General features: G+C 40.1%; 15 protein-coding genes. 2 read left to right on the forward strand and 13 right to left on the reverse strand.

The window, feature by feature from the left end; translation table 11 throughout:
* Nucleotides 1–7: 7 nt before the first annotated feature.
* From BN1875_RS00845 to uvrB, 6 genes are all read right to left on the reverse strand, one after another.
* Entirely contained in the window at nt 8–1,003 is a 996-nt protein-coding gene (locus tag BN1875_RS00845) for a gluconeogenesis factor YvcK family protein (RefSeq protein WP_048602986.1), read from the reverse strand.
* Nucleotides 1,000–1,884, reverse strand: a complete 885-nt coding sequence (rapZ, locus tag BN1875_RS00850) for an RNase adapter RapZ (protein ID WP_048602987.1) — start codon at nt 1,882–1,884, stop codon at nt 1,000–1,002. Before rapZ ends, BN1875_RS00845 begins: the two co-directional genes overlap by 4 nt.
* 125 nt (nt 1,885–2,009) lie before the next feature.
* Complete coding sequence (locus BN1875_RS00855) at nt 2,010–2,738, reverse strand: amino acid racemase (RefSeq protein WP_048602988.1); 729 nt, start codon at nt 2,736–2,738, stop codon at nt 2,010–2,012.
* Between the two features lie 3 nt (nt 2,739–2,741).
* Nucleotides 2,742–3,998: a carboxylate--amine ligase gene (locus BN1875_RS00860; RefSeq protein ID WP_048602989.1), complete on the reverse strand. Its 1,257-nt coding sequence runs from the start codon at nt 3,996–3,998 to the stop codon at nt 2,742–2,744.
* Nucleotides 3,999–4,240: 242 nt separating this feature from the next.
* Complete coding sequence (gene uvrA / locus BN1875_RS00865; protein WP_048602990.1) at nt 4,241–7,060, reverse strand: excinuclease ABC subunit UvrA; 2,820 nt, start codon at nt 7,058–7,060, stop codon at nt 4,241–4,243.
* A gap of 10 nt (nt 7,061–7,070) precedes the next feature.
* Nucleotides 7,071–9,062, reverse strand: a complete 1,992-nt coding sequence (gene uvrB, locus BN1875_RS00870; protein WP_048602991.1) for an excinuclease ABC subunit UvrB — start codon at nt 9,060–9,062, stop codon at nt 7,071–7,073.
* 251 nt (nt 9,063–9,313) lie between these two features.
* Between uvrB and BN1875_RS00875 the strand changes: the two genes are divergently transcribed.
* Nucleotides 9,314–11,467, forward strand: coding sequence for an amino acid ABC transporter substrate-binding protein/permease (locus BN1875_RS00875; protein ID WP_048602992.1), 2,154 nt, complete (start codon nt 9,314–9,316; stop codon nt 11,465–11,467).
* 1 nt (nt 11,468) lies between these two features.
* Nucleotides 11,469–12,206 carry an amino acid ABC transporter ATP-binding protein gene (locus tag BN1875_RS00880; protein ID WP_048602993.1) on the forward strand — a complete coding sequence of 246 codons (738 nt, stop codon included), beginning with the start codon at nt 11,469–11,471 and terminating at the stop codon, nt 12,204–12,206.
* 125 nt (nt 12,207–12,331) lie between these two features.
* Here BN1875_RS00880 and dnaJ read toward each other — a convergent pair whose 3' ends face one another.
* From dnaJ to BN1875_RS00915, 7 genes are all read right to left on the reverse strand, one after another.
* Nucleotides 12,332–13,507: a molecular chaperone DnaJ gene (gene dnaJ / locus BN1875_RS00885; protein ID WP_048602994.1), complete on the reverse strand. Its 1,176-nt coding sequence runs from the start codon at nt 13,505–13,507 to the stop codon at nt 12,332–12,334.
* A 130-nt stretch (nt 13,508–13,637) separates the two neighbouring features.
* Nucleotides 13,638–15,467: a molecular chaperone DnaK gene (gene dnaK, locus BN1875_RS00890; protein WP_048602995.1), complete on the reverse strand. Its 1,830-nt coding sequence runs from the start codon at nt 15,465–15,467 to the stop codon at nt 13,638–13,640.
* A 45-nt stretch (nt 15,468–15,512) separates the two neighbouring features.
* Nucleotides 15,513–16,058 carry a nucleotide exchange factor GrpE gene (grpE, locus tag BN1875_RS00895; protein ID WP_048602996.1) on the reverse strand — a complete coding sequence of 182 codons (546 nt, stop codon included), beginning with the start codon at nt 16,056–16,058 and terminating at the stop codon, nt 15,513–15,515.
* 47 nt (nt 16,059–16,105) lie between these two features.
* Nucleotides 16,106–17,146, reverse strand: a complete 1,041-nt coding sequence (hrcA, locus tag BN1875_RS00900; RefSeq protein WP_048602997.1) for a heat-inducible transcriptional repressor HrcA — start codon at nt 17,144–17,146, stop codon at nt 16,106–16,108.
* A gap of 159 nt (nt 17,147–17,305) precedes the next feature.
* Nucleotides 17,306–18,478 carry a radical SAM family heme chaperone HemW gene (gene hemW / locus BN1875_RS00905; RefSeq protein ID WP_048602998.1) on the reverse strand — a complete coding sequence of 391 codons (1,173 nt, stop codon included), beginning with the start codon at nt 18,476–18,478 and terminating at the stop codon, nt 17,306–17,308.
* Nucleotides 18,479–18,697: 219 nt separating this feature from the next.
* Complete coding sequence (locus tag BN1875_RS00910) at nt 18,698–19,450, reverse strand: ABC transporter permease (RefSeq protein ID WP_048602999.1); 753 nt, start codon at nt 19,448–19,450, stop codon at nt 18,698–18,700.
* Nucleotides 19,434–20,375 carry an ATP-binding cassette domain-containing protein gene (locus BN1875_RS00915; protein WP_048603000.1) on the reverse strand — a complete coding sequence of 314 codons (942 nt, stop codon included), beginning with the start codon at nt 20,373–20,375 and terminating at the stop codon, nt 19,434–19,436. The genes BN1875_RS00910 and BN1875_RS00915 overlap by 17 nt, the downstream gene beginning before the upstream one ends.
* Nucleotides 20,376–20,445: the final 70 nt, after the last annotated feature.

Consider the following 20,445-nt stretch of genomic DNA (forward strand, 5'->3'; position numbering starts at 1 on the left):
CTCCTCTCTATTTTGCACCGTAGACGATTCGCAGCAATTCCTCCGCTACTTTTTCGCCATCATGGAAGACCCCGCCATCATGCAGCTTTAAAAAGTCAGTGGAGACCACGCGGCATTCTTCCGCCCGCAGTCCTTTAAAATCGTGCTTAACCTGAAGCAGGTATTCGTCATAAATTTCCGGGTCCATATACCCCTCTGGCACCTTTTCTGTATTGACCAGCACGGTGTCAATAAATTGTTTTCCTAAATGTTTGTGCAATACCCGCACATGATCCGCATCTGTAAAGTGTTCGGTTTCACCTTTTTGCGTCATGATATTGCAGATATAGACGGTTTCAGCCTGTGTTTCTATTAACGCTTGACCAACTTCACTGATCATTAAATTAGGCAAAATACTAGTAAATAAACTCCCCGGTCCAAGTACGATCATGTCCGCATCCATAATGGAAGAAACCACTTTACGCGCTGCTTTTGGTTCTCGATTTCCGTGTTGATTCCGCACAAAAACCCGATCAATGGTTTTACGATCCAAAGCAATTTTTGATTCGCCAACTGCTTCCGTTCCATCGGCAAAAACGGCATGCAAAACTAACGGTTCTTCACTTGAAGGGTACACGTGACCGTCGACATGCATCATTTTTGTTAATAATTGAATGGCTTCATAAGTACTTTCCCGCATTTCAGAAATCGCAGCAATAATCAGATTCCCTAATGCATGATTTGCTAGAAATTTGTCTTCTTTTTTAAAGCGATATTGAAAAATATCTCCATACAATTTCGGCATATCCGATAAAGCCGCTAAAACATTTCGTAAATCCCCCGGCGGTGACATTGCGATGGAGTCGCGGATTTCGCCGCTGCTACCCCCATCGTCAGCAACCGTTACAACTGCTGTAATGTCTACCCCTTGATTGCGCAAACTTTTCAAAATAACCGGTAAGCCGGTTCCACCGCCGACAACGACGATTTTTGGTTTTCGAATACGATAGGTTTTCATTTTCATGAACGGTTCACCGTCTCTTTACGTTTATCTTTATCCCGGTGAGTGATATTAACCTTATAGTCTTTGGCTAGTTCTTGACCTACTCGTTCTGTCAAAGCCACTGAACGATGCTGTCCGCCAGTACAGCCGATAGCAACTGTCAAACTGCTTTTTCCTTCATTCACATACCCGGGCATAATCGTTTGTAGCAAGCCGATAAAACGTTGATAAAATTCTTCTGTTTCATCAAAGGACATCACATAATCGTAAACCGGTTGATCCATGCCGGTAAGTGGTCGCAAATCTGCAATATAATGTGGATTAGGTAAGAAACGAACATCCATCACAATATCTGCATCGATCGGTAACCCATACTTGAAGCCAAAAGAAATCATCTCTACCCGAAAGCCGTGTTCGTTCGATGTTTTAAATGCACCATTGATTTTTTCCCGCAATTGTCGCGGAGTCAAACTGGTTGTATCAATAATAATGGTTGCCTTCGTTTTGATATCATCAAGGATTGCCCGTTCTTTACGGATTCCTTCCGTAATCAAACCATCCATCGCCAAGGGATGCGCTCTGCGGGTCTCCTTGTAACGAGAAACCAATTCCTCATCAGAAGCATCTAAAAATAAAACCTGTGTATCGATAAAATTCGTATTTTCAATATCCACCAGCATACTTTGAATTTCTTCGAAAAAAGAGCGGGAACGTAAATCCACCACTAACGCAATTTTAGTTATTTTCCCTGATTCTTTAATTAACTCCCAAAATTTTGGAATCAATGAAGGTGGCATATTATCGATACAGAAAAAACCCATATCTTCAAAACTCTGGATGGCTACCGTTTTTCCGGCACCACTCATTCCGGTAATAATGACTAATTGTAAATTATCTTGCATAATCAAAAAACTCCCTTCAACAGCATCACCTATTCAATACATTATAACATTCCGGGCGTGTCTTTGCTACGAAATTCCATCGTATTCATAAAAAAAGAGCCAAAATCAATTGACTCTACTCGTGTCTATTTAAGTTGGTTCTCTTTTTTTGCTCGTCGATCCTGTAATGCGCGTGCTATCGTCCGGTCAACTAAAATTGATTGGGCATCGATTACCGGATACGGATTGTTCTCGGTGAATTCTTCCATCAAAGAAAGCTCGGTACAGCCTAAAACGATTTTTTCGCAGTGGTATTTTTCGACGACTTCCTGCAAAATTTCAAAATACAAGGTCTTATTCAAAAAATCATTTTCTTTGATGTCTTGGTAAATCAAATGATTGATTTTTTTCTGTAGAGAAGCGTCAGGAATCAGGACATCAAAGCCTGCGACCCGTAATTCTTTCTCATAGACCCCCGCCTTAACACTCCCTTCAGTGCCTAAAAAAGCGATTTTGCCAGAAGCTTGCTGCTTTTGCAACTCCACCGCCGCTTCTCGTGGCATATGCAATAAGTCAATCGGTGTCGCTGCCTGCAGTTCATCAAAGAAATAATGTGCCGTATTGCAAGTCAGCACAATAAAATTCGGCTTCAGGAGATTTTGCTTGGCAATGTCATCCAACAAAAAAGGCATAGGATTTTCTGCCGTCGTATCCAAGATATACGCTGTGCGGTCAGGGACCGTTGCGTGATTGAACAAGACATAATTCAAATACTCCTGATCCTTATGGGCTACTGTTCGATGATTCAGAAGGCGGACAAAACTCTCTGTCGCCATCGTCCCCATGCCACCTAAAATACTAAAAAAATTCTCCACAAGCTATCCTTCTTTCACATTAAAGTACGTTTTGAAGCGCTTGATGTAATTATGGAACATGTATTTCATCAAGAACCAGCGTTTGAAAGACTGGTCCTTTTCATAAAAGACGGTCGTTCCCCATCTACCATCTCGAATCAATTTTTCGGCAAAGGCTTTCCCCGCATTGTCCCGCGCATATTTTTTAAATGTTTTTTTCGGTACTCCTAGCCAAACTTTCGCTTTCGGAGAGTCAATAGTGCCATATTCTGTTTCTCGAAAAACAGAAGAATAAATTAGGTCTTCCGTAATGTATTTTGCCAGATTATATCCGCTCAATGTTACAAAAAAGCTACTTCTTCCTTGACGTAAATTAATTTCGAACAATTTGTATTCATCATCCCGGACATCATACTTCAAATCAAAGTTCGCAAATCCAACATAATGGATTTTCGTCAAAAACTCCTTAATCGTTCGATAAATCTTTTCATTATAGTCTGGAACGATTACCACATAATTTCCTACGGATGCGGGAGTTGGATCTTCTAATAATGGGTGTCCTAAAACCATCATACGAACGTTTTGATGTTGATCGACATACGCATTTAAAACCCGCATATTGCTATCATCCCCAGGAATAAAATCTTGAACGATCATCTCGCTGGTATAGCCGGCTTTATATAAACGATCTAAAATCATGTCAAACTCAGCTTGATTATCAATAATAAACGCTTTTTTGCGTCCTTCAAATTTAACAGACAACCATTCTACACTGTTCGCTGGTTTTAATGCGACTGGAAAATCAAACGGCAACGCTTGATTTAGTTTCCCCTCTACCACCATTTCTTTTGTTACAATCAAGGTCTTAGGATAAGGCAGTTGATATTCCTCACAGACTTCATAAAAACTTACTTTGTTGATCAGTCGCTTGAAAAGTGAGTAATCATTGGCAGCAAAAACAAAATAAGGCGCCAAGTCCTCCTTATGTTGCGACAGTAATTCCGCATAACCGTCTCCGCAAGCGATCAACAGGTACTTCCTAGAAGGATCGTTATAGGTATTCTTTGCCAGTTCTAACATTTTTTCAATAAACACTGGATCTTTATCAAAGCCATCCACCACATGGACATCGACGATTTGGCTATATCTTGTTGGTGCCAACTGATTTGATGCATAAGCGACAGAAGTCATGCCATATTCTTCATGAAAGGCACGAGCCATTCCATAGACATTCATATCGCTTCCTAAAAGAATCGGAATAAAGTTGTTTTGATCATTCATTTTACACACTCACTTCTACTAACTGATTCAATGATTTCTTGAAATATACAACAATCATAATACCATAAAGAAAAAAGCAATCAAAGTGCTGAACTTCGATTGCTTTTTTCAATTTTGAACGGATAGAACTTATAGGACAATAATTCAACCAAAAATCGTTGAGTTATCCCCTTGTGTGCATTCTAACCGAGTTGATTTCCAGTGACAAGTTCTTGAAAAAACAGTTAAGAAAACTTTAAATTTTATTTCAAAACTTTTTTCAAATACTGCCCGGTGTAACTTTCTTCCACGGCAGCGATCATTTCCGGTGTTCCTTTGGCAATAATCGTTCCACCGCCATCCCCGCCTTCTGGGCCAAGGTCAATCACATGATCTGCGGATTTGATGACATCCAGATTATGTTCAATCACTAATACGGTGTTCCCAGCGTCTGCCAATCGTTCTAAAACATGAAGCAAACGCGCGATATCATCCGTATGAAGTCCCGTTGTCGGTTCGTCAAGAATATAAAAGCTCTTGCCGTTTGAACTTTTATGCAATTCGCTGGCAAGTTTCATTCGTTGCGCTTCTCCCCCGGATAAGGTCGTAGCAGGTTGTCCCAGTGTGACATACCCCAAACCAACATCCACAATTGTTTGCAGTTTTCGATAGATTTTAGGAATATGTTTAAAGAAATCAACGGCATCTTCCACTGTCATATCCAAAATTTCTGAGATATTTTTCCCTTTGTAATGCACTTCCAACGTTTCTGAATTATACCGTTTCCCATGACAAACTTCACAAGGAACATAGACATCCGGCAAAAAGTGCATCTCGATTTTTATGATTCCGTCCCCTTTACAGGCTTCGCAGCGGCCACCCTTAACGTTAAAACTGAAACGTCCTTTTTTATACCCTCGCATCTTTGCTTCATTGGTTTTCGCAAAAAGATCACGAACATCGTCAAAAACACTGGTATAGGTAGCAGGATTGCTTCGTGGTGTCCGACCAATTGGGCTTTGATCAATATCGATGATTTTTTCAATCTTTTCGTAGCCAGTCATCGTTTTGAATTTTCCCGGCTTATGAGAGTTACGGTTGATTTTTTGCGCCAAAGCTTTTTTCAAAATCTCATTGACCAAGGTGGATTTTCCTGAACCGGAAACGCCGGTAACCGCAATAAATGAGCCTAACGGAAATTCTACCGAAATATTCTTCAAGTTGTTTTCACTAGCTCCGGTGATTTTAAGTTTTTCACCATTTCCTTTGCGGCGTTCTTTCGGTACAGGAATGACTTTTTTCCCGGATAAATATTGTCCTGTCAATGACTTCTTATTTTTCGCTACCTGCGCCGGTGTTCCCGCCGCAACGATTTCACCGCCGGCATGCCCGGCTCCTGGTCCCACATCAATCAAATAATCTGCTGCCCGCATTGTATCTTCATCATGCTCTACAACAATCAAGGTATTTCCCAGATCCCGCATTTTTCGTAAAGAATCCAATAAACGATCGTTGTCTCTTTGATGAAGACCGATAGACGGTTCATCCAAAATATACAATACACCCGACAGATTGGAACCGATTTGGGTCGCTAAACGGATCCGTTGTGCCTCTCCCCCAGATAAGGTACCGGCAGCTCGACTCAGGGTCAAATAATCTAACCCAACATTCCGTAAAAAGCTTAAACGGTCATTGATTTCTTTCAAAATAGGCTTGGCAATTACTTTTTCTGTTTCTGAAAGCGAAACCTTCTCAAAAAAGGCCAAACTATTATTGATGGCAAATTCGCTCACTTGACCGATATTTGTTTCATTGATTTGAACTGATAACGCCTGCGGATTCAACCGGTATCCACGACACGCTTGACAGGTTAATTCAGTCATATAAAGTCGCATTTGTTCCCGAGTGAAATCACTATTTGTTTCATGGTACCGGCGTTTAATATTCGTCAATACTCCTTCAAAGGCAACTTCAACATCCCGTACACCGCCAAAATCATTTTCATAATGAAAGTGGAAAGTTTCTCCATTTGATCCCTTTAAGACGATTTCTTGATGTTCTTCTGGCAATTCCTCAAAAGGTGTATCCATATCAATACCAAAACTGTCACAAGCCTGCTCCAACATTTGAGGGTAATATTGCGAACTAATTGGATTCCAAGGAATGATTGCTCCTTCATGTAATGTCTTGGTTGTATCTGGAACGACTAAATCCACGTCCACTTCCAGTTTAATACCTAAACCATCACATTCTGGACAAGCTCCAAATGGTGCGTTAAACGAAAAGAGTCGCGGTTCAAGCTCCCCAACTGTAAAACCACAATAGGGACAAGAGTAGTGTTCACTAAACAGCATTTCTTTTTGACCGATTACATCAACGACCGCATAGCCCTCTGCTAAATGCAGTGCCGCTTCAAAGGAATCAAACAGTCGAGAGCGAATGCCTTCCTTCACAACAATCCGATCAATGACAATACTAATTTCATGTTTTTTATTTTTTTCTAATTCAGGGACTTCTGAAATATCATAAATTTCGCCATCTACTCGAACCCGAACATAGCCTTCTCGCTGAATTCGTTCAAAAACTTTTTTATGCTGTCCCTTTTTTTGATAAACGATTGGAGCCAAAATTTGGATCTTCGTTCGTTCAGGTAGCTCTAATACTTCATCCACCATTTGTTCCGCAGACTGACTGGTGATCTCAATATGATCATTGGGACAAATCGGATGTCCAACCCGAGCAAATAACAGCCGCAAATAATCATTAATTTCTGTCACCGTTCCGACTGTTGAACGAGGGTTTTTACTGGTAGTCTTCTGATCGATAGAAATTGCCGGACTTAGACCATCAATACTGTCCACATCTGGTTTATCCATTTGCCCCAAAAACTGCCGAGCATATGCCGAAAGACTTTCCACATAGCGACGTTGTCCTTCTGCATAAAGTGTATCAAATGCCAATGAGCTCTTCCCAGAACCGGATAAACCAGTGACCACCACCAGTTTATCCCGGGGAATCGTTACATCAACATTTTTTAAATTATGTGCACGCGCACCGTGAATCACGATCTTATCATTTGCCATTGTTTTCCTCCTACTCAGACGCCTTTAATTCTAAAATGGTATCCCGTAATGTTGCAGCCGTCTCAAAATCTAACGCTTTGGCTGCGTCCTTCATTTCTTTTTCTAACTTACTCAATAAAATGGCTTTTTCTTCTCTTGATAAATCTTCAAAAGAAGTCGTTTCATAAGCTTCATCTTCTTCAGCCACTTTGGTGATTGAAATCAGATCGCGAATTTCTTTAATAATCGTCTTAGGAACGATGCCGTGTTCTTCATTATACTTTTGTTGAATCGAACGACGGCGTGCTGTTTCATCAATTGCTCGCTGCATCGAATCCGTCATTTTATCCGCATACATAATAACTTTCCCATCGGAATTTCGGGCTGCTCGTCCAATCGTTTGGACTAAAGAACGCTCACTACGCAAGAAGCCTTCTTTATCGGCATCTAAAATCGCAACCAAAGAAACTTCTGGTACGTCCAGACCTTCCCGCAATAGGTTGATTCCGATAAGAACGTCAAATTCCCCTAATCGCAAATCGCGAATGATTTCCGTTCGTTCCAACGTTTTGATATCACTGTGAAGATATTTAACCTTGATTCCTAATTCTTTTAAGTAATCTGTCAAGTCCTCTGACATTTTTTTCGTCAAAGTCGTCACAAAGACGCGCTGGTTCTTTTCAGACCGAGCATTGATTTCTCCAACCAAATCATCAATCTGTCCCATAATCGGACGGACTTCGATAACTGGATCAAGCAAACCAGTCGGACGAATAATTTGTTGAATGACGGTATCTGTTTGTTCCGCTTCATAAGGACCCGGTGTTGCCGAAACATATACAATCTGATTGACATGTTCTTCAAATTCCTCCAAACGCAAAGGACGATTATCCAATGCAGAAGGCAAACGAAAACCATAATCCACCAACATTTGTTTTCTCGCCCGGTCACCATTATACATGCCGCGCACCTGCGGCATCGTTACGTGAGATTCATCTACAACTAATAAAAAATCTTCTGGGAAGAAATCGATTAATGTATATGGCGGTTCTCCTTCTTTTCTGCCATCCATATGTCGGGAATAATTTTCAATTCCAGAGGTATACCCCATTTCTCGCAGCATCTCTAAATCATAATTTGTCCGCTGTTCCAAGCGTTGTGCTTCCAATAATTTATTTTCACTTCGTAGGACCTCCAAGCGATCTTTTAATTCGGCTTGAATAGACGCAATCCCGTGTTCTAAATAATCTTCATTGGTAACAAAGTGAGTTGCCGGGAAAATCGAAACATGTTCTGTTTCTGATAAAATTTCACCGGTCAATGCATCCACTTCACGGATTCGATCGATTTCATCACCAAAAAATTCGATTCGTAATGCCCGTTCATCCCGAGATGCGGGGAAAATCTCCACCACGTCTCCACGGACACGAAAACGCCCCCGCTGAAAATCAATGTCATTCCGTTCGAATTGGATATCGATCAAATTACGTAACAGCCGATCACGAGAAATTTCCATACCGACCCGTAAAGAAACTACCTGCTTCTGGTATTCGACTGGTGAACCCAAACCAAAAATACAGGACACAGATGCCACAACGATTACATCATTGCGTTCCAACAAAGCACTGGTCGCCGAGTGACGCAATTTGTCAATTTCATCATTGACACTAGAATCTTTTTCAATATAAGTATCACTGGATGGAACATAAGCTTCCGGTTGATAGTAATCATAATAACTAACAAAATATTCCACCGCGTTGTTTGGGAAAAATTCTTTGAACTCACCATACAACTGCCCAGCCAATGTTTTATTGTGGGCAATGATCAACGTCGGCTTGTTCACTTCTTTGATCAAATTCGAAATGGTATAAGTTTTTCCGGTTCCGGTCGCTCCTAATAAAATCTGGGCTTTCTTCCCTTCAACCACACCTTCAACCAATTCTCTAATGGCTTCCGGCTGATCCCCGGCAGGCTGATATTTTGAGACTAATTCAAATTTATGGGAGGTTTCTCTCTCAATCATCTAACATCCTCCTTTATTCCTTCATATTAAAAGCAAAGAAAATAAACACATTTCTCACTGCGCTATATTATATCATAGCGAACATACTTTCGCTAGTTTTCTGACTGAATCTCGCTTTTCCGAATGTAAGATTTCTTAACATCTTCTGTTAGCATTCTTGGTATTTTTTTATTTATTCCTTACTTTCTCTTGTTTAAGAGCGCTTTAACCCGTATAATATCCTCATATTCAAAAAAATAGGAGGATACGAAATGAAGAAACGAACACTTCTGCTCTCGTTGGCAGCATTAATGGTAGGTCTCTTTACACTAGGCGGAAAAGAATCGGTCGAAGCTGCCGAGAAAACCTATAAAATCGGAACCGATCTCACATTTGCGCCCTTCGAGTTCCAAAATGAAAACAATGAATATGTCGGTATTGATATCGACTTATTAAATGAAATTGCAAAAGATCAAAATTTTTCAGTCGATTTGCGACCGTTGGGCTTTGACAGCTCTATCCAAGGCGTCCAATCCAACCAACTAGACGGGATGATTGCCGGGATGAGTATTACCGACGAACGGAAAGAGTCCTTTGACTTTTCCGAACCTTACTTTGATAGCGGCATCCAAATGGCCGTTCGTGCAGACGAAGAATCTATCACCGATTATGATGGACTAAAAGGAAAAACGGTTGGTGCAAAAGTCGGCACAGAAAGCGCCACTTTTTTAGAAGAGAAGAAAGAGACCTATGGATTCAAAGTAAAAGTTTATGATGCAGCAGACGGGCTCTATGGAGCATTACGCAACAATACCGTACAGGCAATTTTTGATGACTACCCTGTGTTAGGTTATGCTATTTCAAATGGGGAAGAATTCAAACTCATCGGCGAACCGGAACAAGGAAATTCTTATGGTTTTGCAGTAAAAAAAGGTGAAAACAGTGAGCTCTTAGAAAAATTCAACAACGGCTTAAAAAAACTTAAAGAAAACGGCCGCTATGACAAAATTGTTGCAACCTATATCGCAACAGAAAGCGGAGACGATTCCGCTACAATGAAAAAAGTTGAACCAAAAAAAGAAGAATACATTATCGCAAGTGATTCCGCTTTTGCCCCTTTCGAATTTAAAAATGAAGAAAATGAATATGTCGGTATCGATGTCGACTTAATGAAACGAGCGGCTGAATTACAAGGCTTCAACATTAAATTTAATTTTATCGGCTTTTCCGGTGCATTACAGGCGCTTGAAGGCAATCAAGCAGACGGTATGATTGCCGGGATGAGCATTACTGATGAACGGAAGGAGTCCTTTGATTTTTCTACCCCCTATTTCGAAAGCGGAATTCAAGTCGCTGTAAAAGAGGGCAATAAATCAATCAAATCTTATGATGATTTAAAAGACAAAAAAGTTGGCGCAAAAATCGGTACGGAAAGCGCAGATTTTCTTGAAGCAAACAAAGATAACTACGGCTACACAATAAAACTGTACGATGCGGCGGATCAGCTTTACGAATCCGTGAAAGGCGGACAAATTGATGCTATGATGGACGATTATCCAGTTATCGGCTACGCCATCAGCAATGGACAAAAATTAACAACTCCTATCAAACGCGAATCTGGTGGTGAATATGGTTTCGCAGTGAAAAAAGGGCAAAATCCTGAATTACTTGAAATGTTTAATGAAGGAATCGCCGAAATGAAACGAACCGGCGAATACGAAGATATCCTCGCAAAATATATTTCAGATGGCGCCGCTCCTGTAAAAAAAGCCAACGAAAAAACGATTTTCGGGTTATTAGAAAATAACTGGAAAGTCTTACTGGAAGGGCTCGGAAAAACGATTGCATTGGCCTTGATTTCCTTTGCTCTAGCTCTAGTGATTGGGATTATTTTCGGACTGTTCAGCGTTGCACCAATCAGAGCTTTGCGGACTTTTGCTTCCATATACGTCGATATCATTCGCGGTATCCCAATGATGGTTCTGGCGTTCTTCATCTTTTTCGGGTTGTCGGATGCAATCGGCATTACGATTCCTGATTTTGCAGCAGGCGTCATCACCCTAACCTTGAATGCAAGTGCCTATATCGCTGAAATTGTTCGTGGCGGTATCAACGCTGTCCCTGTTGGGCAGATGGAAGCCTCCCGCAGTCTCGGTATGCCTTACACTCGCACCATGCAAAAAATCATTTTACCGCAAGCAATCAAAATTATGATTCCTTCCTTCGTCAATCAGTTCGTTATTTCGTTGAAGGACACGACCATTATCTCCGTCATCGGCGTGGTAGAACTATTGCAAACAGGAAAAATCATCGTTGCACGAACTTCACAAAGTACCAATGTTTATCTGATTATCGCGGTCATGTACTTGATCGTCATCACGTCACTGACAAAATTGGCAAAAGTTTTAGAAAAGAAGGTGAAATAAGATGGCAGAAAAAATCTTAGTGGAACATCTTGTTAAAAAATATGGTGACAATACCGTGTTAAATGATATCAGTATCTCAATTAAAGAAGGCGATGTTGTCTGTGTCATCGGTCCGTCCGGTTCCGGAAAAAGCACCTTTTTACGTTGCTTGAACCGTTTAGAGGAACCAACCAGTGGAGATATCGTCATTGATGGTGCTCATTTAATGGATAAGAATACCAATATCAATCTTATTCGGCAACATATCGGTATGGTTTTTCAACATTTTAACCTTTTCCCCCATTTGACCGTTTTAGAAAATATTGTTTTAGCGCCAATGGATCTTAAGAAAAACAATCGTAGCGAAGCGGAGAAAAAAGCGCTGGAATTATTGGATACCGTTGGACTAGCAGATAAAAAGGATATGTATCCTGATAAATTATCTGGCGGTCAAAAACAGCGGGTTGCTATCGCTCGCGCTTTGGCAATGAACCCTGATGTTATGTTATTTGATGAACCTACCTCTGCTCTGGATCCAGAAATGGTCGGCGATGTGTTGAACGTAATGAAAAAATTAGCAAAACAAGGCATGACAATGGTTATCGTCACCCATGAAATGGGCTTCGCCAAAGAAGTAGCTAATCGTGTTCTCTTTTGTGACGAAGGAAAATTCTTGGAAGATGGAACACCAGACCAACTGTTCAATGCTCCTAAGAACGAACGAACCAAAGATTTTCTGGACAAAGTTCTAAATATTTAATCTTTCTTGTGAAAGTCGGTTAATCCCTGACTTTCACAGTTTTTTTTGCAAAAAAATAAGTAGAAACAACGCCAAACAGTCGTCATTTCTACTTATTTTTTATGAACAGGAAGTCGATTGATTACCTACTTCTTTTTTCCGCTGAAGGCGTCTTTCATTTTATCAAAAAAACCTTCTGCCTGCTGTTCACTGATTTTTGTACCACTAGCTTCCGCAAAGCTACGCAATGCGTCTTTTTGCGCATCATTCAGATTTTTTGGTGTAAGGATTTTAACGCGGACTTGTTGATCGCCATTGCCACCACCACGTAAACGAGGTGCACCTTTTCCACGAAGACGGAAATTAGTTCCCGTTTGTGTACCAGCTGGAATTTTCAGTTTCACATCTCCATGAACAGTCGGCACATTGATTTCATCACCAAGTGCTGCTTGGACAAAGTTTAATGGCAATTCATAGTAAATCTCCGCACCATCCCGATCGAAGATATCACTTTCTTCAACTCGGAAAACAACATAAAGATCCCCATAAGGTCCACCGTTTTGTCCGGCTTCCCCTTGATTTGCCAAACGCATTTGTTGCCCATCTTCTACCCCTGCAGGGACATTGACTTTCACTTCATGGGCTTTCTTTTCGTGTCCAGCACCGTGACAAGTTGGACATGGTTCTTTGATTTCTTTCCCAGTACCATGACAGACATCACAGGTTTGACGACTCATTACACGACCAAGAGGCGTTTGTCGTTCCACATTGATTGAACCAGAACCATGACACTTATGACAGGTTTCTGGCTGGGTACCGGGTTTTGCTCCGTTACCGCCACATGTATGACAGGTTTCTTCCCGATTGTACTTGATCGGTTTCTCCACACCAAAAATTGCTTCTTCAAACTTCAAGTTGATCGAATACTGCAAATCGGCTCCTTGTCGGGGCGCATTGGGATCAGCCGAACGACCACCGCCACCGCCGCCAAAAAACGATTCAAAGATATCTTCAAATCCACCAAAACCGCCACCGGAAAAGCCACCATAATTACCGCCGCCAAATCCACCGTAGCCGCCACCGCCACCATAATTAGGATCTGTACCAGCGTGTCCATATTGATCATACGCTGCTCTTTTTTGCGGATCGCTCAGAATTTCATAGGCTTCGGAAATTTCTTTGAATTTATCTTCTGCATCAGCCTCTTTGTTAATATCCGGATGATACTTTTTGGAAAGCTTGCGGTATGCCTTTTTAATTTCATCATCCGAAGCCCCTTTTTGCAATCCCAGGACTTCGTAATAATCTCGTTTTGTTGCCATAGGCTTCCCTCCACATTTCTTGTTTTAACCACTTGTGTATTTTATCATATTTCTGTCATAAGCCAAATCATTCTTAATAAATCATAAGAAAAAGCCAAAGGATGACTTTGGCTTTTTCTTAGCGAGTTACTTATTTGTCATCGCCGTCTACTTCTTCAAAATCAGCATCGACAACATCATCTGCGCCGCCTTGCGCTTCTTCTGGATTTTCTTGTGCTTGTTGTTGCGCTGCTTGTTCGTACAATTTAACCGTTAAGTTTTGTACGATTTCGTTTAATGCATCTCGTTTTGTTTTCATTTCTTCGATGTTATTTGCTTCAACTGCAGCTTTCAGTTCATCCCGAGCATCTTCCGCTTTCTTCACTTCTTCTGCATCTACTTTGCCTTCTAGATCTTTCAATGTTTTATCAACAGTGAATAACAACGCATCTACATCATTACGAAGATCTACTTCTTCTTTGCGGGCTTTATCTGCTTCAGCATTTGCTTCAGCATCTTTCACCATGCGATCGATTTCTTCATCTGAAAGACCTGAAGAAGATTTGATGGTGATTTTTTGTTCTTTTTGTGTTCCCAAATCTTTAGCAGAAACATTCACGATACCGTTCTTATCGATATCAAAAGTTACTTCGATTTGTGGAATTCCACGAGGTGCTGGTGGAATATCCGTCAATTGGAATCTTCCTAATGTTTTGTTATCAGAAGCCATTGGACGTTCCCCTTGCAGTACATGGATATCTACGGCAGGTTGATTGTCTGCTGCTGTTGAGAAGACTTGTGATTTACTTGTAGGAATCGTTGTGTTACGGTCAATTAATTTTGTAAAGACACTACCCATTGTTTCGATACCTAATGAAAGTGGTGTAACGTCTAACAAGACTACATCTTTGACGTCCCCAGTGATAACTCCACCTTGGATTGCAGCACCCATCGCAACAACTTCGTCAGGATTTACAGATTTATTTGGTTCTTTGCCAGTTTCTTTACGAACAGCATCAACAACTGCAGGAATCCGGGTTGAACCACCGACTAAAATCACTTCATCTACTTCAGATTGTGATAAACCAGCATCTTTCAAAGCTTGACGTACTGGAATTTTTGTCCGTTCAACAAGATCACTTGTTAATTCATCAAATTTCGCACGAGTCAAAGTCATTTCCAAATGCAAAGGACCAGCGTCTCCGGCTGTGATAAATGGCAAGCTGATTTGCGTGCTTGTTACACCTGACAAATCTTTTTTCGCTTTTTCAGCGGCATCTTTCAACCGTTGCAACGCCATTTTGTCTTTTCCTAAATCAATACCGTTTTCTTTTTTAAATTCAGCAACCATATGATCGATGATTTTGTTATCAAAGTCATCCCCACCAAGATGATTGTCACCGGCTGTAGATAATACATCAAACACACCGTCACCTAATTCAAGGATTGATACGTCAAAAGTACCACCACCAAGGTCAAATACTAAGATTTTTTCTTCTTTGTCTGTTTTATCCAAACCATAAGCTAATGCTGCTGCTGTTGGTTCATTAACAATCCGTTCTACTTCTAAACCTGCAATTTTACCAGCATCTTTCGTTGCTTGACGTTGCGCATCATTGAAGTATGCAGGAACTGTAATGACTGCTTTTTCAACTTTTTCACCTAGATAATCTTCAGCAAAACCTTTGATGTATTGTAAAATCATAGCTGAGATTTCTTGTGGTGTATAAGATTTCCCTTCGGCTTCTACTTTATAACCTGCTTCACCAATATGACGTTTGATAGAAGAAATCGTATGAGGATTTGTTACAGCTTGACGTTTTGCTACTTCACCTACTTGGATTTCACCATTTTTGAAAGAAACAACAGAAGGTGTTGTGCGGTTTCCTTCTGGATTTGCAATAATTTTTGCTTCGCCGCCTTCAAGAACAGCGACTGCTGAGTTTGTTGTACCTAAGTCGATACCGATAATTTTACTCATGTAAAAAACACTCCTTTAAAATAGTATACTACTAATATTTTTTTATTATTGGGCTACGATAACCATGCTTGGTCGCAAGACGCGGTCATGCAGCTTATATCCTTTTTGTAAAACTTCAACGATTGTATCTGTTGCTACATCGTCACCGGCTGGAATCGTTTGAACGGCCTGATGAACATTAGGATCAAACATTTCACCAGCTGCGGGAATTTCTTCAATCCCTTCTTCTTTCAAAGCAAAACGAATTCCTTCTAGAACCATGTCGACACCTTTTTTCAAATTTGCGCCTTGGTCATCGGATACTTCCGCCGCCATTGCACGTTCCAAATTATCGATTGCCGGCAAAAGTTTCTTCGCCAAATCTTGCGAACGATATTTTTGTAATTGTTCCCGTTCATTGCGATTTCGAGTGGTAATATTTGCGATTTCCGCCCGCGCTCTCAAAAACTGATCTTCTAATTCATTGTTTTTTGCTTTCAACACTTCAAGTTCTGTCGGAGCTTCTGATTCAGTATCATCAGCTTCAATTTCTTCAGTGATCGCTGCTTCAATTTCTGTTTCTAGTTCTTTTTCCAATTCTTTTTCAGACACTTGACTAACTTCCTTTCTCTATTAGATTGTTTCGCTTTTTGCTTTTACTAACTAAACGAATCTAGTGATCGATAATAGTCAGCCAATTTTGATGCGAGTTCTTGACGAAAAACGTCAATCAACGCAAAAATTTTTGAATATTGCATACTCGTAGGACCCAAAAGCGCAATCGTGCCGCGGCCATGACCAGAAATATCATAACTTGCTTGGACTAAACTCATATTTTGCAGCAAGTCAATGCCAAGCTCATCACCAATTCGAATCTGGATAGTTCCATTTGGCGGAATCAATAGCTGATTCAACTCCTCGGGATCTTTCATAAAAGAATAAATCGTTTTGAACTGATCCACATCCGGCTTAGGACCGAAATCCAAAAGGTTCATCCGTCCGCCGACAAAGATTTTTTCTTCGAAAGCGTTACTCAGCAACGAATCAAATAGATCAAGAATCCCTTCAGTTGTTTGAAAATACTTATGCAAAATCATAGGAATTTCTGTTCGCAAGCGATGATATACCGTAATCAACGGTTCACCGATCAATTTATCATTGATGATCCGCACCATTTTCTCTAAATCTTCTCCACTAATGGAGCGGGGAATCGTAAAGACCTGACTTTCAACGTTACCTTTATCCGTCACGATAATCGCAATGATTTGGCGATCGTTCAAGGGAACGATGCGAAAACCCGTTAAACGTCGTTCCTTCATATCTGGACCTAGTGAAAGTGCTGTGTAACTGGTCAGACTGGATAGGATATCCGCAGACTGTTGGATGATTTCATTAATTTCATGAAACTCTCTACCAAAAGACTGTTGAATAAGTTGCATTTCTGATTTTTCGACTTTGTCCGGTCGTAAAAGATGATCAACATAATAACGATAGCCTGTCATCGAAGGAACTCGCCCGGAAGAAGAATGTGTTTTTTGAAGAAAGCCATATTCTTCTAATGCCTTCATCTCGTTGCGAATCGTTGCAGAGCTTGCATCAATTCCTTCTTCCATCAGTTTTTTAGAACCGACTGGATGACCCGTTTGCGTGTAATTTTGAACAATGAGACGCAAAATATCCTGTTGCCGTTGTGTCAACATAATCTATCACCTCTCATTAGCACTCTTTACTTATAAGTGCTAATACGAGTATAAATATACCACACTCCACTTATTTGTCAAGAATTTTTCACCACTTTTTAGCACTCTATCATGCCGAGTGCTAATTATTTTAGAAAAATTTAAAAAGAAAAAAGAGTCCTAGTTAGAACTCTTCAATAAAAACTTTTCAAATACTTCATTACCGATAAATAACCCAGTTTTTGTCAAACGGACGGTATCCTTTTCTTCCAGCAGCCAACCTTTTTCTTTCAGCTCCGGCAACACTGGTCCATAAATATCATGAAAATCGACATTAAATTTTTGGCGGAAGTTTTGCTTGGAAATACCTTCCAGTTTTCTTAGACCTAAAAATAATTCCTCTTCCATCTGATTTTCCTTTGTTAAAAATTCTTCTTCATAGATAGGAAGCTTTCCCTTTCGCAAAGGTTCCAAATAATGTTGGATTGGTCCATAATTTTTGTATCTGCGATTACCCAAGTAGCCGCTAGCTCCCGCACCAAACCCAAAATAATTTTCGTTGTTCCAATAAACCAGATTATGCTGAGATTCTTTTCCAGATTCAGCAAAGTTACTGATTTCGTATTGATGACGTCCACGTTTTTCCATTTGTTCGATTGCTTCTTCAAACATTTGACTTTCAACTTCTTGATCCGGCAATTCGATTCTTCCTTGCCGCACCCAATTCATGAACATGGTTTTATTTTCCAAAATTAAGGAATACAAAGAATAGTGAGGTAAATCAAAATCCAATGCTCGATGTAACGTATCTCTGAAACTTTCCAATGTTTGTCCCGGTAACGCATAGATTAAATCGATAGACACATTATCAAACTGCTCTTTTTTTAACAAGTCAATCGTTTGGTAAACATCAGCTACCGAGTGCTTACGACCAATTTTTTTTAATAATTGGTCATCAAATGTTTGGACGCCCATTGATAAACGACCAATTCCGTAATTTTTCATAACCCGCAATTTATCCTGAGTCAGATCGCCCGGATTGGCTTCAATAGTGAATTCTTTTACCTTCTCCATCGGAAACAAGTCCGTGACGCCTTGCAACAATTGATCCAATTGCTTTGCGGATAAAGAAGTTGGCGTTCCTCCACCAATGTAGATTGTTTTTGACTCTTCCGTTTTTTGTTGCTCCAATGTCAATTGGATTTCCTTCAACAGCATTTCGATATATTCATCGACTGGCTGCCCTTCCAGGAATACCTTATTAAAGTCACAGTAATAACAGATATGTTCACAAAATGGGATGTGAATGTAGGCTGAAATGCTGGTATTACCTGGTTTATCTATATTTTTCATTTTGTTATTTCCTCTCAAAAGGCCTGTCCGCTTCTTTAATACCTTTCATTTAGCTATAAATTGAAGCGTTGCACTTCATTCTATCATAGGCTATTAAAACTTAACATATTCTTTTCAAGAGCAATTACTAAATGAAGTTACGATAAAGCAACTTTTATTGAGGAAAATACTTATTTCTTCTATATTAGTAAGTTTATTTACACCACCAAAACTCGCAAGTCACCCCTCCGTCAATCTCTCATATTTTCTCAGGGTCAAAGGAACAAAAAGTAATAATAAAAGACCTAACCAAATCAGTGCCGTCTGGAGATTGTGGATTATTAACTCATTCATTAACAAACCTCGAATTGATTCTGTAATTGGAGTGAAAGGAGAAATTTCTGCTAACCGGCGTAAAAATTTTGGTAATGTTTCTAATGGGACAAACCCGCTACTCAAATAGGGCATAAACAGCAAAATCATCGGAAATGCTGCCGCTGCTTCCGTTCCAACAGTGAGCCCAACAAAAAAACTGATCCAGATCAGTACTGCCGCAAATAACAGCACAAAGAATAGCAAGAAAAAACTAGTTAAAAAAGTAATCTGAGTGCTAAATCCAAGTAAGATGCCCACGATGACCACTAGAAATACGGCAATAAGATTTTTTAGAAGATTAATGGTTAGTTCCCCCCATAAAACCGAAGATTGGGTAATATTCATTGTTTTGAAGCGATTCAAAATTCCTCTTTGTTTCATCGTAGACATGGCAACCGCCGCTCCTGCCGATACTTGCCCGATTCCTAAAACAATGATTCCGGGCAAGATATAATCGATATAATTCCCACTACGGTCAATTGCACCTCCAAAAATAAAAACAAAGGACAATAAAATCAGAACAGGCAAAAAAATTGTAGTAATCAACCCATCCAAATTACGGGAATTGAGCTTCCAGCTTCTCCTACTCATAACCGTCAAATCATGAAACCATTGCATGGCTGCTACCTCCTTTAGTTACTTCCAAATAAACATCTTCCAACGTTGGTTCCAATAATTGAACATCACTTACCACAATTTCATGGTCTGCTAATTTTGAAAACAATGAAGTCAATTTTTGAACTTTTTCTACTGCCAAAATCTCTAACTTATTTTCTGGTAGGAGAGCGATTTTTTCTCCGATTAAAACCAATTGTGCTTTTTGGAAGTCCTTTTCGTTTGAAAACTGTAAATGAATCTTACTTTCTGGCAATTGCTTTTTAAGTGTTTGAATCGATCCATCAGCAATAATTTTTCCTTGACTCATGATTGTCACATAGTCAGCCAATATCTCAGCTTCTTCCAAATACTGAGTGGTAAGAAAAATCGTCATTCCCGATTTTTTTGCCAAATCAGCAATCAGTTTCCAAATTTTCCGACGATTTGCAGGATCGATTCCAGTCGTTGGCTCGTCCAAAAACAACACTTTTGGATCTCCCAAAAGACTTGCTGCAATATCCAATCGGCGTTTCATCCCGCCAGAATACTGACTGACTTTTCTATCAGCAGCTTGTTCCAATTGAAATTGTTTTAATAGTTCTATAGCTTTTTTTCTCGCTATCTTCTTCGGTAACGAATGGAGTTGTCCAAGAATTTCTAGATTTTCCCGCCCAGTCAGTTCTTCATCCAGTGCTGCAAATTGTCCTGTCACACCGATTTGACTGCGGATTTCCTTTCGTGAAGCCTTGATTCCTTCGTAAAAAATTTCTCCTGCTGTTGGTTTTAACAAACCGGTAAGCAAATGAATCGTGGTCGTTTTTCCCGCCCCATTTTCTCCTAATAACGCAAAGATCTTACCAGCAGCCACCTGAAAATTAATTGCGTCCACTGCCAAATGCTCACCAAACTTTTTTGATAAATTCTTACCCTCAATCGCAAATTCCATAAAATTCTCCTTCGCCTTTATAATGAATGAACATATATTCATTATAAAATATAAAAAATATTTGTCAATG

It is taken from the genome of Enterococcus massiliensis (assembly GCF_001050095.1).
Lineage (GTDB): Bacteria > Bacillota > Bacilli > Lactobacillales > Enterococcaceae > Enterococcus_C > Enterococcus_C songbeiensis.